This is a genomic window from Allobosea sp. (assembly GCF_017308075.1).
Classification (GTDB): domain Bacteria; phylum Pseudomonadota; class Alphaproteobacteria; order Rhizobiales; family Beijerinckiaceae; genus Allobosea.
Window position 1 is genome coordinate 210,142 of record NZ_JAFKFX010000029.1, and the last position, 15,549, is coordinate 225,690.

Annotated in this window: 14 protein-coding genes and 2 pseudogenes; 9 read left to right on the forward strand and 7 right to left on the reverse strand. The window is 63.5% G+C overall.

Going from position 1 to position 15,549, the window contains the following annotated elements; translation table 11 throughout:
* Window positions 1-42 precede the first annotated feature (42 nt).
* A complete protein-coding gene (locus J0J10_RS11565) occupies window positions 43-1,932 on the reverse strand; it encodes a hypothetical protein (protein ID WP_291646665.1) in 1,890 nt (629 codons plus the stop codon).
* 379 nt (window positions 1,933-2,311) lie between these two features.
* Window positions 2,312-2,461 carry a hypothetical protein gene (locus J0J10_RS11570; protein WP_291646666.1) on the reverse strand — a complete coding sequence of 50 codons (150 nt, stop codon included), beginning with the start codon at window positions 2,459-2,461 and terminating at the stop codon, window positions 2,312-2,314.
* A gap of 91 nt (window positions 2,462-2,552) precedes the next feature.
* Here J0J10_RS11570 and J0J10_RS11575 point away from each other — a divergent pair.
* Window positions 2,553-2,747 (forward strand): annotated as a pseudogene (locus tag J0J10_RS11575) (ATP-binding domain-containing protein); the annotation flags it as partial.
* A gap of 192 nt (window positions 2,748-2,939) precedes the next feature.
* Window positions 2,940-3,963 (forward strand): annotated as a pseudogene (locus J0J10_RS11580) (IS110 family RNA-guided transposase).
* A gap of 240 nt (window positions 3,964-4,203) precedes the next feature.
* Here J0J10_RS11580 and J0J10_RS11585 read toward each other — a convergent pair.
* From J0J10_RS11585 to J0J10_RS11595, 3 genes are all read right to left on the reverse strand, one after another.
* Window positions 4,204-4,908 (reverse strand): DUF924 family protein, encoded by a 705-nt coding sequence (locus J0J10_RS11585; RefSeq protein ID WP_291646670.1) that lies wholly within the window; start codon window positions 4,906-4,908, stop codon window positions 4,204-4,206.
* A gap of 331 nt (window positions 4,909-5,239) precedes the next feature.
* On the reverse strand, window positions 5,240-7,162 hold the full coding sequence (locus J0J10_RS11590) for a heavy metal translocating P-type ATPase (RefSeq protein WP_291646672.1): 1,923 nt from the start codon (window positions 7,160-7,162) through the stop codon (window positions 5,240-5,242).
* Window positions 7,163-7,277: 115 nt separating this feature from the next.
* Complete coding sequence (locus J0J10_RS11595) at window positions 7,278-7,508, reverse strand: heavy-metal-associated domain-containing protein (protein ID WP_291646674.1); 231 nt, start codon at window positions 7,506-7,508, stop codon at window positions 7,278-7,280.
* A gap of 96 nt (window positions 7,509-7,604) precedes the next feature.
* On the opposite strand from J0J10_RS11595, the gene J0J10_RS11600 reads away from it, so the two are divergent.
* The 6 genes from J0J10_RS11600 (at window position 7,605) to J0J10_RS11625 (ending at window position 13,938) form a co-directional block, all read left to right on the forward strand.
* Window positions 7,605-8,489, forward strand: a complete 885-nt coding sequence (locus J0J10_RS11600; RefSeq protein ID WP_291646675.1) for a LysR family transcriptional regulator — start codon at window positions 7,605-7,607, stop codon at window positions 8,487-8,489.
* A 534-nt stretch (window positions 8,490-9,023) separates the two neighbouring features.
* Complete coding sequence (locus tag J0J10_RS11605) at window positions 9,024-9,719, forward strand: VIT1/CCC1 transporter family protein (protein ID WP_291646677.1); 696 nt, start codon at window positions 9,024-9,026, stop codon at window positions 9,717-9,719.
* A 2-nt stretch (window positions 9,720-9,721) separates the two neighbouring features.
* Complete coding sequence (locus tag J0J10_RS11610; RefSeq protein ID WP_291646679.1) at window positions 9,722-11,701, forward strand: cation-translocating P-type ATPase; 1,980 nt, start codon at window positions 9,722-9,724, stop codon at window positions 11,699-11,701.
* Window positions 11,702-11,766: 65 nt separating this feature from the next.
* Window positions 11,767-13,125 (forward strand): MBL fold metallo-hydrolase RNA specificity domain-containing protein, encoded by a 1,359-nt coding sequence (locus J0J10_RS11615; RefSeq protein WP_291646680.1) that lies wholly within the window; start codon window positions 11,767-11,769, stop codon window positions 13,123-13,125.
* 151 nt (window positions 13,126-13,276) lie between these two features.
* Window positions 13,277-13,663: a hypothetical protein gene (locus tag J0J10_RS11620; protein ID WP_291646682.1), complete on the forward strand. Its 387-nt coding sequence runs from the start codon at window positions 13,277-13,279 to the stop codon at window positions 13,661-13,663.
* Window positions 13,664-13,698: 35 nt separating this feature from the next.
* Complete coding sequence (locus J0J10_RS11625; protein WP_291646684.1) at window positions 13,699-13,938, forward strand: YdcH family protein; 240 nt, start codon at window positions 13,699-13,701, stop codon at window positions 13,936-13,938.
* 200 nt (window positions 13,939-14,138) lie between these two features.
* On the opposite strand, the gene J0J10_RS11630 is transcribed toward J0J10_RS11625, so the two are convergent.
* Together J0J10_RS11630 and J0J10_RS11635 are read right to left on the reverse strand one after the other, a co-directional pair.
* On the reverse strand, window positions 14,139-14,345 hold the full coding sequence (locus J0J10_RS11630) for a YgaP family membrane protein (RefSeq protein WP_291646685.1): 207 nt from the start codon (window positions 14,343-14,345) through the stop codon (window positions 14,139-14,141).
* A 174-nt stretch (window positions 14,346-14,519) separates the two neighbouring features.
* Window positions 14,520-14,873 (reverse strand): carboxymuconolactone decarboxylase family protein, encoded by a 354-nt coding sequence (locus J0J10_RS11635; RefSeq protein ID WP_291646687.1) that lies wholly within the window; start codon window positions 14,871-14,873, stop codon window positions 14,520-14,522.
* Window positions 14,874-14,953: 80 nt separating this feature from the next.
* Between J0J10_RS11635 and J0J10_RS11640 the strand changes: the two genes are divergently transcribed.
* Window positions 14,954-15,259: an ArsR/SmtB family transcription factor gene (locus tag J0J10_RS11640; protein WP_291646688.1), complete on the forward strand. Its 306-nt coding sequence runs from the start codon at window positions 14,954-14,956 to the stop codon at window positions 15,257-15,259.
* Window positions 15,260-15,549: the final 290 nt, after the last annotated feature.

A 15,549-nucleotide genomic window follows, 5' to 3' on the forward strand; every position in this document is an offset into this window, starting at 1 on the left:
AGGCCTGCGCCTTCGTCGCCGTTCTGGAAGAGACCTTCGCTATCAGGCTGCGGCGGACAGTCGAGTAGGTATGGGCGGTTTCCCGGGTCCCGTGAGAAGCGCACCTCCTCGTGGGGACGGGCCGTTTGAACCTCGCTGGGGCGGCGCAGTTGTCGTGTATAAGTGCGTCATAAGTCCCTTATAGGCGGAGCTGGCCGCAGCCCCGACGAGCTTCTTCTCGGCCGGAACGTCAAATACGTACACGCGTCCACCAATGCATTCCGAGCGGTACGCGGCGCCATCGCTCGCCATCCACGTCCCGCTGGTCATGCAGCCAACCCGATGGCCGTCGATGACAAGCGCCCGCGCGATCAGCTCGGGTGCTATCGCCACGCGCTCGCTGGGCGCGCACCGCGCGTTCCAGAGGGCCGCCCCTTTCAAGTGATCTTGCACAAGGTTCTTCATCTTGAGCAGGGCAAGGGGACTGCACTCCGAGCGGAACGCGACCAGGATCGCAGGGGCCATCCGTCGTGTTTCCCGAGGGGCCGCGGTCGCGTGGTGGACGACGACGTCTTTCATGGTCGTCTTGAAAGCTTCGAACCGAACGGGCCTGGGCCTCGACGGGGCGAAGCGGACGGCCACTTCGCGGCCCGTGTCCTCTTTCAGGGTTACGACCCGCTCAGCCGTCTTCACCGATCTCGTCCGCGGCTTTTCGATGAGGCGTCCGTGTATCAGACGGGCGAGCCGGAGCAGGATCGCCAGTCGTCGACGGGGCCTGCCGATCGCGGACCCCACACCTTGCATCCGGGTCAGGCGGATCGCGCATCGCGTCATCTCTTTGAGTGACGGCTCGTCCAGGCGAGCGCCAAGCGCTTCCATCAACATGCGGTTCCGTGTCTCGCGCCCCACGTTCCCGGTTGCCGCATCATAACGCGACGCAGCCCGTCGTGCGTTCCGCAGGATCTCGAGAATGTCCTTCCGACAGCCATTTCCGAGATCGGCGACGACAGGGGCGCGGCGCGGCCGTTCCCTGACATTTCCGTCTTCATCGAAGGAGAACCGATGAATGTCCGCGGGATTCGGGATAACGAACATGGCCTTCGTGATCGGTCTGAACTGCCGGCGCCAGACCTTGAATCCGCCCAGTGGTCTATAGAATTTCTTGCCGCGCACGACCTCGGCGAGCGCGAGCGCCTCGCAATCGGTCATCCCTACGTTGATGAACAGCTCGGGAGCGATGCAGTATCGGACGAGTGACTGTGCCGTGTCCCCAGCCTTGAAGGGATCGACGCGCGCGTAGTGCGATGGCGCCCGCTGCTTGATGTCCTCGACAAGGGCGGCAAAGCGCGACGAAGGAAGCCGGTTGTGGTCAATGATGACGTGACAATGCACATGGAAGGCCAGTTTCCCGGAGGCGGTCCGGTGGGCTTTCACCTCGGTGTTCGCGAAGATCACATCGACCTTGAACTTCGATGCTATGTGATCCGCGATGCGGGAGATGGTCCGGGACATGCTCGCGATAATCCGGTCCAGATCCTCCATAGCGTGGAGACCACAGCCGAGAACGACGGTGGAGCCAGAAACCTGATGCTCCGAGACGTATACACCCAGTTCCTGTCGGACGTGACGCGTGTTCAGCATCATGACGGCCGGTATGAAGTTATTGTTGCGGAAGCCCCGAGGAACCGCACGCTCCTTCAACGTCACCAGGTTGATCTCGGTCAGTTCGGGCGCACGCCGAAACGCCGTGCCGCCGGCCCGCTCGATGGCCGCGGCCACGTCAGCCGATCGAGCCAGGATTTCCTGCCGGGAGGCCTGGGCAAGTTCCCAGGCCTCCTCGCTCATCGCCTCTTGTCCGGTCCTCGCGCGGTCGACGGCACCCCGGCTGGTGCTCGCGAGCCGCTTCAGGCGGCGACCGCTGCTGGTTGTTCCAAGCGCGGGCAGGCTAGTCATATGGGTTGGCATCGAGGACGTCCGGCGAAGGTGGAGGAGCGTTTCCGCTCGCCGACGTTCTTCGCCCCCGCAGCGCGGTGATTAGCCCCCTCAAGAGGGGCGGGCGTCACGGCACGACCCGGTGACCTTCTCCGATAGCCACCGCGACCACTCTCACCGGCTCGAGCGGCAGGCCTGCATCGGGGTGAACCGGCCCGAATCGATGCTGTCTACATTCTGATCTCGCAGCCGATCGGAGTCCACGGGGCTCCATCTTGGCTCGGCGGAATCGGACCGGCGAGTCAAGCATTGCTAGATGGCGGCCATCTGCCGCCAAAGCCTTGTTGTCAACGGCATACCGCTGCCTATGCATCCTTCGTCTTCAAGCGGAGCTGGGTGCTCAGGGGATGACCGGCGCCCGGTAGGTGAAGGTGTGCATCAGGGCGACCGCGAGCAGCATGACCACCGGGAAGTGGATGAAGAACTGCATCGAGGTGTAGCCGATCAGGTCCTTGAGCTTCAGCTTGAGCACGCCGAGCAGCGGCAGCATTCATAACGGGTTGATGAAATTCGGCAGGGTTTCGGCGATGTTGTAGACCATCACGGTCCAGCCAAGATGCGCGCCGATCGCGGCACAGGTCGTGGTCATCCCGGTCCTGACCCAGCACTACGTCATGCTGCAGCGGAATCTGCTCTACACCGGCGTCACACGCGGCAAGCGCCTCGTCATCCTGCTCGGCCAGAAAAAGGCCATCGCCATGGCCGCGAAGAATCCGTCGGGCAGGCGGCGATGGTCGAAGCTGAGGGAGCGGCTGGCGCCGAGTGATGGCGCTTGACGGGTCAAGCGCAGCTGCATGCCGCACCCATGTACTTGTGCTTGACGGTCGGCAGGCTCGTGCCGGTTCATCTACACGGTCTGCTGCCGAGCCGACGTCAACGTGATGGTGTGGACGGCCCCTGCGTCCGGCGTCGAGTGCGCCATAGTGTGGTCGTTGTCGAAACGGTCACAGTGGCAGGAGCCGTCCACCTTGAAGACTACCACCATAGGCTTGGATCTGGCCAAGAGCGTGTTTCAGGCCCACGGCGTCGATGACGCCGGCACTGTTACTGTCCGCAAGAAGCTGCGCCGGTCGGAGGTGCTGGCGTTCTTTCGGGATCTGCCGGCCTGCCTGATCGGCATGGAAGCGTGCGCGACCGCGCACCACTGGGCCCGGGAGCTGGCGGCGCTGGGGCATGAGATCCGGTTGATGCCGCCGAACTATGTGAAGCCCTATGTCCGTCGCCAGAAGAACGACGCCGCCGACGCCGAGGCGATCTGCGAGGCAGTCACGCGGCCGACGATGCGGTTCGTGCCGGTCAAGAGCGTGGAGCGGCAAGGCGTGCTGACGCTGCACCGGACCCGGGAGCTTCTGGTGCGCCAGCGCACCATGCTGATCAACGCCATCCGCAGCCACTGCGCGGAGTTCGGCCTGATCGGGCCGCAGGGCGCCCGGCAGGTGACGAAATTGATCGACCAGATCCGATCGGCAGGAGACGACGTGCTGCCCGAACTGGCGCGATCGATGCTGCTGATGCTGGCGGATCAGCTTCTGCTCCTCGCCGACCGGATTCATCAGCTTGAACGCCAGCTGCTGGCCTGGCATCGGCAGGATCAGGTCAGTCAGAGGCTGGCGACCATCCCGGGGTCGGGATCATCAGCGCCACGGCCCTGTCGGCCAGCGTCAGCGATCCGTCCCTGTTCCGATCCGGTCGGGAATTCGCCGCCTTCCTGGGCCTGGTCCCCAGACAGAACTCCTCGGGAGGCAAGGATCGGCTGGGCGCATCTCCAAGATGGGCGATAGCTATCTGCGCAAACTGCTGGTGGTCGGGGCCACCTCCGTCATCCGACGGGTGCGAACGGGCGCTTCACTCGCCTCGGCTGACTGGGTTCGAACCCTGCTCGAGCGCCGCCCGGCCCGCGTGGTCACCGTAGCCATGGCCGACAAGACCGCGCGCATCGTCTGGGCCGTCATGACACGAGGAGAGAGCTACAGGCCACAGGCCGTGGCCTGATCGAAATCGCGGCGGCCATCGGGGCGCCCGCTCTGAACTGCAGAGGGACGACAGGGAATGACGGAGACGATCTGAACGCGGCCGCAGGCCGGGACAACCCGAGGCGTTGTCGGAGCTTCGTGCTCGCTAATGTGAACGGGACCCGACCGGCGGACTCCATCCGGGCCAGCGGCTATCAAAGCCGCACCAACAGGCCGGACAGATGTCCGCACCCCGCAGATCTCCCCCGCCAAACCGAACTTACCTCTTGCAGATCAGGGGCCGTCCACAGATGACAACGCCACGACCGCCGCCGACATTGTCAAACGCCTTCACATGCGGAAACTCGCCCCTGGCGATATACCTCTCTTCGTCAGCGGTCGATGTGCGGTCGAGCACCGCATTGCGATGCGGGTGCCGACCGAATTCGGCAATGACCTTGCGAACAGCGCGAGCTTGGTCGAGCAGGGATGCATAGATCGGCCGTATCGGGATCGGCGCTTCTGCTGCGATCTCCGCGCGCAGGCCGATCAGGAGATCGAGGCGCCGCAAATGGTCCGGGCCTTCGCAATGCCCCAGTGGCAGACCATACACGACTTTAAAGTACGGCGTTTCCAGAGACGAATAGTGACCGTTCGAAAAGCCCTCGGTCACCAGCGCCAGCGCGTGAACATCCTGTGCATAGGCGCGTGCGCTATCTCGCCAGACGGAGCGGGAAAACTGATCGAGGACGACGATCAGCGCCAGTCGTCCAAGCGGATTCAGCGCCCAGTGATTGCGTGCGCCTTTGGCCGCTTGCTCGGTAAGACTGGAAAAGCGCGCCACGATCTCGCCATGGGCACCGCCCCGCATTCTCCAGAACCAATGTGCGCTGTGCATCTGCGCATCGACATGCGGCAAGCGCCCCTCGGGAAACCAGAAGTCGAGAACATCGCCCCATTCCCGGCGATCCTTGATAAGCTTCATATCCACTCCGCTTCCAAAGTTCCGGACAGGCCTTCATTTCCATCGCACGCCCTCACCGGGGCGGCAGCGCAGCTTCCTGTCCCGGTGACACGCTTCATGACCCGGAACCCGCTCCGACGAGGCGCGGGTTCCGCGGCCTGGACCGGCCCCGCTATAACCGGCTCCGTCTCTAAACTTAAGATAAGAGACCGTTTGCCGGGAACCGCATGCCGTTTTTCGGGCCGATGCTCTAGAGCAGGTTCGCGGTTCTCCGAATCGCCGATCTGCTCCAAGCTTTTGTTTTATCGCACTTTCTTCACGCGAACCGGCGTCCACTTCGCTCGAAACGGATCTAGGCGGCAACTCGTTCGGTCGTCTGCGCGATGGCTGCCCTCGCCTTGTCGGCAGCGGGAACGCGCAGCAGGCGCATGCCGTTGAGGATGACGATCAGCACCGACAACTGGTGAACCAGCATGCCGCCCGCCATGTGGATGGAGCCCGTATAGACGCCGGCCAGCAGGCCGAGCACCGTCAGCACGGCGATAACCAGGTTCTGGCGCATATTGGTCAGCGTCGCGCGCGAAATCTCCATAGCCTCGGCGATCTTGCCCAGATCGTCGGTCATCAACGCAATGTCCGCCGTCTCGATGGCGATGTCGCTGCCGCTGGCGCCCATGGCGATGCTGATATCGGCGGCGGCCAGCGCCGGGGCGTCATTGATGCCATCGCCAACCATCGCCACGCGGAAGCCTTCGGCGCGCATGACCCGGATCTGGTCGAGCTTGTGATCGGGCATCATGGCGGCATGCACCTCGTCCACCCCGACCGTGGCGGCGATCGCCTCGGCTGCGGGGCGCTGGTCGCCGGTCAGCATCACCACACGGTTCACACCGAGCGCGTGCAGCCGGTCGATCATCGGCCTTGCGCTGGCGCGCGGCATGTCGGCCAGCCCCAGCAGGCCCACGACCTCGCCATTATGCGCCACGATGACCACCGTGTGGCCAAGCTCATGCAGGCGAGCAATGCCGTCCTTGACCTCGGCACTGAATGCAATGCCGAGATGGTCGAACAACCGGTGACTGCCGACCGCGATCTGAGCGCCGCCATGGCGGGCGATCAGACCCATGCCGGCGATTTCCTCCAGCGCCTCGGCGGTGGGCAGGTGGCCTTCCGCCCGCGCCGCTTCGATGATCGGGCGGCCGAGCGGGTGGTTCGAGCCGGTTTCGGCAATCGCCGCCCACAGCAGCACGTCTTGCCTGCTGCGGCCCGCCAGCGCCACGATTTCGGCCAGACGCGGCTGGCCTTCGGTCAGCGTACCGGTCTTGTCAAGCGCCAGCGCGGTGATGCGTCCGGCATTTTCCAGATGTTCGCCGCCCTTGATCAGGATACCTGCGCGTGCTGCCCGTCCGATGCCGGCCACCACTGAAACAGGCGTCGAGATCACCAGCGCACCGGGGCAACTGACCACGAGCAGCGTCAGGGCCAGTTCGATGTCGCGTGTGACAAGGTAGCTGACGACCGCCATCACGAACACGCCGGGCGTATACCAGCGCCCGAAGCTTTCGATCATCCGCTGGGCCGGAGCCTTGGCCTCCTGCGCCTCCTCGACGCGGCTGATGATGCGCGCGAGCGTGGTGTCGGCCCCGACACCGATGGCGCGCAGATATAGCAATCCGTTCTCGGCCAGCGTTCCGGCGAAGACGCGCGAGCCGGGCGCCTTTTCTGCCGGGATCGGCTCGCCGGTGATCGCGGCCTCGTTGACGGCGGCCGTGCCTTCGATCACCGCGCCATCGACCGGCAGCCGCTGGCCGGCCCTCACCAGCACAGTTTCGCCAAGCACGACCTCATGGGCGGCAATCTCGACCGGCTGGCCATCGCGCAGCACGGTTGCGGTGACGGGGGTCGCGTCGAGCAAGGCCTTCAGCGCGCCGCGGGTGCGGCTCATGGTGCGCGCTTCCAGCCAGGCTCCCAGCATGAACAGGAAGGTGACGGCGGCCGATTCCCAGTGATTGTCGATGAACAGCGCGCCGATGGCGGCGACGATGACCAGCAATTCAATGCTTAAGTGCCGCAACCGCAGCGAGGCCCAGGCCCGCAGCGCAATGTCATAGCCGGCCAGTATCGCGGCAATCGTCATCAGCGGCGCCCAGGGGGCGGCCTGCCCGAAACCGTAAAAGGCGACCAGCGCTGCGGTGATGAACATCCCACTGGCAACGGTCAGCCATTTGCGCCGGCTGGCGGGGTTTGCGTAGATGGCGATTGACCGGGAAAACATGGGCTGTCTCCTTCACAGACGAGCCCTGCCGCTAAAACGACAGGGCTCGGAAGCATCGGGCGAGGAGTGGAGCGCGGCTTTCGCGCCGCGGCTCGTTCAGGGGGGGCGGTCAGGATCAGAATGCTGATGGCTTGGCGGCATAGCCGGTCTTGGCGATGGAGTTGACCAGGGCGGCCGCGTCGCTGAGCGCCGGATCATGCTCGACCTCGATGCGGCCGCTGGAGAACTTCACCTCGGCCTTGGTGACGCCGGGCAGCGCCAACAGCGCCTTTTCGATCTTCGGCACACAGCTTGGGCAGGACAGTTCGTCGCTGCGCAGCAGGGTGCGGATATTCTTCGTGGTCATGGCTTGATCCTTTCAATTGATCGGCATTGCCTGTGACCTGGAGATAACTATGCCATCCGCGCACAGGGATTAGCGAAAGCCGAAAGGTAAGCTTGCATGAACGCACAGGTTGCGAACTGGGATGATCTGCGGGTCTTTCTTGCGGTTGCGCGAACCGGAAGCCTGTCGGGCGCGGCGCGCAATCTTGGCGTCAATCACTCCACGGTGTTTCGTCGGATTGCCGGCTTCGAGGCGACATTGGGAGTGCGATTATTCGAACGGTTGCCGAATGGTTACGCGCTGACCCTGGCGGGTGAGGAAGCGCTGGGCATTGTCGAACGCATCGAAGCCGACGTTGCGACGCTCGACCGCACCGTGACCGGTCAGGACCTGCGGCTGAGCGGCACGGTGCGCATCACTGCCATCGACATGCTCGCCTTCTGGCTGCTGCCCGATCATCTGGCGCGGTTCCGCGCCGCCTATCCGGGCATCGAGATCGAAATGGTGGTTGGCAACGAAGCGCTCAACCTGTCGCGGCGCGAAACCGACATCGCCTTGCGGATCGGCAACACGCCGCCCGAAACACTGGTGGGGCGGCGGGTGGGGCGACTGGATTTCGCGATCTACGGCGCGCCGGTCTATTGCGCGGCCCGCACCGACCTGGAACTGGCGGAACATGACTGGATCGGCCTCGACAGTGCCCACGCGCCTCTGGTCCGCCGCTTTGAGCAGTTCCTGCCCAGCGTTCGGCCGGTGATCCGCTCGGATTCGGTCGCTTGCACCGTGCGGCTCGCCAAGGCAGGGCTTGGCCTGGCAGTGTTGCCCTGCGCCATTGCCGACCGGAAGCCCGACCTGATCCGCCTCGCCGAGGTACCCGACACGTTTGGTCTCGATCTGTGGCTGCTGACGCATGAGGATTTGCGCCATACTGCCCGCATCCGTGCCGTGCTCGATTTCCTGGCGACAGCTCTTGCCGGAGTACTGGACAGTGCCGGCGCGTAACCGCCTCGGCTATCGATCATTTTTCGATCTCGGCCACCCTGCTGGTTGGGTAGAGGAGGCGATTTTGGGGCAGGCTTTGTCCCATCTCAATCCTCGATTGAGGCCGATCGCTCGGACCTCGTTCAAACACCATCGTTCTGAGGGACAGCCACCCAACTGACATAGCCAGGTGGCGCCGGCCCATTACGGCATCTAGATCTTCTGCGGCAGCACGGGCGACGAAGCGAGCTGCTGCTTTACGATCCGGAGGCTTTCGACGGTCATGGCCACAAGCGTGATCCGATCTGCCCGCAAAGGTGCCGGAGACAGGCTCGGTGCAGGCCTGCGAACCTCCTGAATGGCCTCGCTGGAGCAGAATGCCGGAACCTTGACACAGCACAAATCCGCCGGCCCTTGTTTGTTTTAGAATTGCTCTAGATTTATCTCTGTTGGGCACCCTGTTTGTCGGGCGAAGGGCGGATTGTTCTGGAACAACGTCTTCCCCGAGGAGACAAGGTCGTTCAATCCCGCAATGCCTGCTTGGAAGCTGTGTCCGTGCGTGCCCTTCACAAGGAAAATCATCTCATCGAGCGCATAGGCTGGCTTCGGGCGGCTGTGCTCGGCGCCAATGATGGACTGATCTCGACGTCGAGCTTGATCGTCGGTGTCGCCGCCGCGACCGCAGCTTCGCACGAAATCCTGGTTGCAGGCGTGGCGGGGCTCGTCGCGGGAGCAATGTCGATGGCCGCGGGCGAATATGTCTCGGTCAGCTCGCAGGCCGACACCGAAGAAGCCGATATAGCGCGCGAACGTCATGAACTGGCGACGCAGCCCGAGGCTGAACTGGCTGAGCTCGCCGCGATCTATGAGCAGCGCGGCGTGACCCCGGAACTTGCCCGGAAAGTCGCCGAACAGATGATGGCAAAGGATGCCTTCCAAGCCCATGCACGGGACGAACTAGGGCTCGCGAGCCATGTGATGGCGAGGCCCGTCCAGGCCGCCTTCACCTCGGCGGTGACGTTCGCAACCGGCGCCGCCCTGCCGCTGCTCGTTGCTCTGCTTGCGCCGGCTGGAACGGCCGCATGGAGCGTATCCATCGCCTGCCTCTTCGGCCTTGCCGTGCTTGGCGCGGTCGGGGCCCGGGCTGGCGGCGCCAGCACCTGGAAACCCACTGTCAGGGTGGTGTTCTGGGGAGCGGTTGCGATGGCTTCAACCGCGATGATCGGTTCTCTCATCGGCCGGGCGGTGTGACGATGAAGCGCGTATCGTTTGATTTTCAGACCGTCATGTCTGGCCTGGCGGTCCTGGGGATGATGCTGGCGATCATTGGGACCTGGCCGCCAGCGGAAGGGCTCGCCGCTCTCAGATGGCCCGGCCTGGCATTGGTTTATGCTGCCGGCGGGCTTCCCGCCGGCTGGAGCGCTCTTTCGGCGCTGTGGCGCGAGCACATCCTCGACATCGATCTCCTGATGGTCATTGCTGCCGTGGCCGCTGCTGCCGTCGGAGCGCCGTTCGAAGGTGCCGTGCTGCTGACGCTTTTCAGCGTTTCGACCACGCTTGAACACCAGGCTCTGGGGCGCGCACGCCGTGCCGTCGAGGCGCTGATGGCGCTGCGCCCGGAAACGGCTTTCCGCAAGGGCGAGGACGGCACGGTCGCCGAGGTTCCCGCTTCCGATCTTGTCGTCGGCGACGTCGTGGTGCTGCGCCCGGGCGCCCGCGTGCCGACCGACGGCGTGATCCTGCATGGCCGCGGCGGCATCGACGAGGCTAACATCACCGGCGAGTCCATGCCGGTCTCCAAGGAGCCTGGGCAGCAGGTCTTCGAGGCCACGGTCAATCTCGACGGGGTTCTGGACGTGACTGTCACCAGGACGGTCGGCGACAGCACGATCGCGCGCATGATCCAACTCGTGACCGAGGCTCAGGAAGCGAAGGCGCCCTCCGAGCGCTTCAGCGCCTGGTTCGGCCAGCGTTATACCGTCGGCGTCCTGCTGGGAGCCGGCCTCGCCTTCGCGGTCTTCTATTGGCTTGGCGCTGATTGGGAGCAGGCCCTCTACAAGGCTGCGACGCTCCTGGTTGCGGCCAGTCCCTGCGCGATCGTCATATCTGTGCCCGCCGCGATCCTGTCGGCGCTCTCCGCTGCGGCACGTGGCGGCGTGCTGTTCAAAGGGGGCGGCGCGCTCGAAACGCTCGCTGCTGTCGATACCTTCGCTTTCGACAAGACCGGGACCCTAACCAACGGTCGTGCGGCAGTGACGCTCGTCGTTGCACTAGAGGGAGACGAACATCGCTTCCTGTCTCTCCTGGCGGGGCTCGAAGCTCATTCCGAGCATCATGTCGCGGCAGCCATCCGCCGGGAGGCCTTTGCCAACGGCATCGAGCCGGCAAAAGTCGTCGACGTCAGCTCCCGGCCAAGCGCCGGCATCATTGGCTACGACGTGTTTGGCCCGATATGGGCAGGGAACGCTCACCTCGTCGCAGAGATGGGTGCCGCCGTCGATCACGCTGCATTTCAGGGACTCGCCGACAGCGCGCAGACTGTGGTCTATCTCGGGCGTGGCGCAACGGTCCTGGGCGCCGTCAGTGTGGCGGATGAGGCGCGAGCCAGTTCCGCTCCGGCGCTGGCCGCGCTTCGCGCCGGTGGCGTGAGCCGCATCGTCATGATGACGGGCGACCGCAGGCCGGTTGCGCTGCGCATCGGCGCGGAACTCGGCCTTGCTCCCGACGAGATTCATGCCGAGATGCTCCCGCACGACAAGGTGCGCCAGGTCGGTGATCTCTCGCGCGTTGGCAAGGTCGCTTTCGTCGGCGACGGCGTCAACGATGCCGCCGCGCTGGCTCGCGCCGATGTCGGCATCGCGATGGGAGCAGCCGGATCGGACGTCGCGCTTCAAGCAGCCGATGTCGCCTTGCTATCGGAAGACATGACGAAGCTGGCCGATGCGCACCGTCTGGCGCGCCGAACGGCTACGATCATCCGGCAGAATCTCATCGTCGCGATCGGCGCCATGGGAATACTGGTCATCGGCGGCCTGTTCTTCGACCTGCCGCTTCCGCTCGCCGTGATCGGACATGAGGGCGGCACGGTATTGGTCGTGCTGAATGGGCTGCGCCTCCTATCGGACAGGATTCGCAGTGGTGATGGGAACGTACCCGCTCATCGCCAACCCAACTCGTCGGCTCCCGTTAGCAGCGTGCTTCGATCGCAGACGACATCGCCCACTGCATCATGACCGGCCTGGCGCCAAATGCGCGGCGCCAGCTCATCTCTTGTCGCAAGAACTGCGAGAGGTCGCATATGCTTACATTGACATCGCTCGGCGCGGCCGGAACCGTCACAGGATCAAAGCACCTCCTCACCTGTGACGGCCACCATATCCTCATCGATTGCGGTCTGTTCCAGGGGCTCAAGAACCTGCGCGAATTAAACTGGGAGAAGCTCCCGGTTCAACCGCACGCCATCGACGCCGTCATCCTGACACATGCCCATCTCGACCATTGCGGATACCTGCCCCGGCTCGTCCGGGATGGTTTCCGCGGCAAGATCTACGCGACGGAAGCGACGCGGGATGTGGCTGAACTGATCTTGATGGACAGTGCTTTCCTGCAGGAGAAGGATGCCGAGTTCCTTAACCGGCACCATTTGTCGAAGCACACCCCCGCTCTACCCCTCTATGGCGTGCACGACGCGCGGCGAGCTCTCGAACAGTTCTCGACCGTACCGTTCGACAAGACGATTTCGCTATCCAATGGCCTGACGCTGCGTTTCCGGCACGCCGGCCATATTCTGGGCGCCGCGCATGCCGAGATCCACTGGGGCGGCCAGAGCCTGGTGTTTTCAGGCGATATCGGGCGCTACGACGACCCACTGTTTCCAGATCCCGTATCGGGTGAGGAACCTGACTATATCGTGGTCGAGTCGACCTATGGCGACCGGGTCCATCCGTCCGAGGATCCCGCCGAGGCGCTCGGCACAATCGCGGAACGCACCGTGAAGCGCGGCGGCACGCTCGTCATACCAGCCTTTGCCGTCGGCCGGGCGCAGCAGCTTCTCTACTATTTCTGGGCACTGAAGCGAGCCGGGCGCCTCGCCTCCATCCCGATCTTCCTCGACAGCCCGATGGCCACCGACGCAACCGATATGATGTGCCGCCATCCGCACGACCATAAACTGGACCACGCGACCTGCCGTGAAGCCTTCGGCATCGCCCAATACACCAACGATGTCGAAGCCTCGAAGGCGATCACGGCGAGCCGGTATCCGAAGATCGTCATCGCAGCGTCCGGCATGGCAACGGGAGGGCGCGTGCTGCACCATCTCAAGACGTTCGGCCCCGATCCGAGGTCCACGATCCTGCTTTCGGGTTTCCAGGCTCCCGGAACACGCGGGCGTACGCTGCAACAGGGTGCGAAGGATCTCAAAATCCATGGGGATTGGGTGCCGATCAACGCGGAGGTCGCACAGTTGGACATGCTGTCGGCTCATGCCGACAGCGACGAACTGATGCGCTGGCTTTCGGGATTCAAGCGAGCGCCGCGGCGCGTGTTCATCGTCCATGGTGAGCCGGAAGCGTCCGAGGCGCTCCGCGTCCGGATCGAGCGTGAACTAGGCTGGCAGGGTGTCGTGCCACGGCAGGATCAGGAGTTCCGCCTGTGAGTAGGGGCATCCGTGGTCGCCTGCCGTCACCTCGGTTGCGCCAGATCAAGAAGAATGCGGCACGAATAGCGTAAGAGGAACGGGAGGCTCTCGCAAAACCCGCCGAAACCCCTCCGGCTTCGGTGAAACGCTGGAATGGAGGAAATGGATTTTGGTCGAAACCAGGGAACTTGCCCCGGCCTTCCGCCATGTGCGGTTGCTTCTCGCTCGCGGCAAAGGGCATCCGGACGGAGATCGTGAGGAGGGCTACGATCTTCTGTTGCCGCTCGACCGGGAAGGCTTCCTCGATCCTCACGAATGGAAGAAATCCCAGGAATCCTGTCGCGTCCGGTATTTCCGGAAGGGCGAGACGGTCAGGATCGGCCGGTTGCGGCGCAAGCCCGGCGGCCAATGGTACTTCGATTATGAGGAGGGTGACCGGGACGACGAGATCGGTTTCCGCCTGGGCGAGGAATGCTTCCGCCTTGGTGAATATGTCTCAGTCGGGCGGGGACACGAGTTTCACACCTATCAGGTCGCGCGCGTCGAAAAGCCCTGACGCCGGGCCGCTACCGCACAAAGGAGAGTAGAACCTTGTCCAATACCCCGCATACGCTTGGCGATGAGTTCCCGGAACAGATGGACGCTATTCATGCTCTGAAGGCGAAAAGTCCGGAATTTGCGCATATTCTGACGGAGTACGATGAGGTTAATGACAGAATTCATCGGGCCGAGGCGCGTCTCGACGCCATTTCCGAAGAAGCCGAGGCGGCGCTGCGCCGTCAGCGCCTGGCGCTGAAGGACCGGATTGTGGCTGCCCTCGAAAAAAAGTGACCGCAATTGTGATCGCAATGAAGTGGCCGCCCGTTGCGGCCACTTCCGCTCACGAGCGGCTCTTGAGACGGTGACTATGCCATTCGCCTGAGAGAAGCGATCCGGACTCGACGGACGGCAGCTCCGACCGGCCGACCGATGTGCGCGGCGACATGCAGGATGAGGCGTTACACCCCGCCCAGCAATATGCCGGCTTCCGCTCACTTGCTGATGTTCCGGAGCGGACAAGTGTTGAGCCCAAACACCGAATAAAGCGGGCAGGTCTGGAAAAGACCGGTCAACAGCGGGACGAGTCCAACCAATCCCCACCAGCGCACTCCACCTTCGACGACAAAGATCAGCGATATCAGGACCAGCCCCACGACGATTCGCAACAGGCGATCGATCCCTCCTACATTCCTGATCATGGTCCATTCCCCTCTGGCCTGTGGCCGCTTCGAGTTGGAGTTGGGTTGTCTCTTTGAGGCAGAGATCCGCCTATCAACGCGTGGGATGACGATCCCGCCCTCTGATCTGAAGCAAGCAGGGGACGGACGAGGCCCAACCGCGGCGGAGCCGAACACACCCTCCAGCCGGTTGATCTACCCTGCCGTAGGCTCGTTGAACTGATCGAAGGCTCGCAAGGCGTCGGCGGCGTACATCAGCGCCGGACCGCCACCCATGTAGATCGACATCGAGGCGATCTCGGCCACTTCCTGCCGCGTCGCGCCAAGGCCGACCAGTGCCTTGCTGTGGAATCCGATGCAGCCGTCGCAGCGCTGCGTGATGCCGATTGCGAGTGCCACCAGTTCCTTGGTCTTCCTGTCGAGGGCGCCATCAGCACCGGCGGCCTTCGACAAGGCATAAAAGGCCTGCATAGCATCAGGTTGTAGCTTCCTGATCTCGCTGGTGTAGGCCGAGATATCCCTGGTGATGGCGCGATAATCCTTGCTCACAACCCACTCCTAGCTGGCTCGCTTACCACTTCATGTTCTGATGATATAAGGAGAATATGAAATGTGAAGTGGGGCTCGCAATGGATTTGATGCAGATCATGCCTGACAAAGCCGAGGTGGCGGCCGGCTTCCTCAAGGGGTTGGCCAATCCGAGCCGGCTTTTGATTCTCTGCGCGCTATCCCAGGGCGAAAGGAGCGTTACGGAGCTGATAGCAGCGACCGGTGTGCCCCAAACCTCGATGTCCCAGCACCTCTCCAAGCTGAAGACCGAGGGTATCGTCGAATTCCGCCGCGATCACCGGACCCTGTATTATTTCATTAGCCACCCGGTCGTGACTGAGATCATGACAGTGCTTTACGGGCATTTTTGCGCCAGCGAGACTTGAGAAGCCGGGCAGCACTGCCGGCATGTTCTGATCCGCTGCTGACCACACTCGGCAAACAACGCGCTTGCGGAGATCCGATCGCCCCCGACGATGCTTGGTTTTCCCGTAGATCCTACGCAAGGCGACCGTCGCGCAAGGTGAATTTGCGGTCGAACCAGTCGAATATCTTCTCGTCATGGGTGACGACGATGATCGCGGCCTCCTGCTCGACAGCGACCTTGCGCAGCAGGTCCATGACGATCCCGGCGCGTTTCGAGTCGAGTGCTGCGGTCGGCTCGTCGGCGAGAATG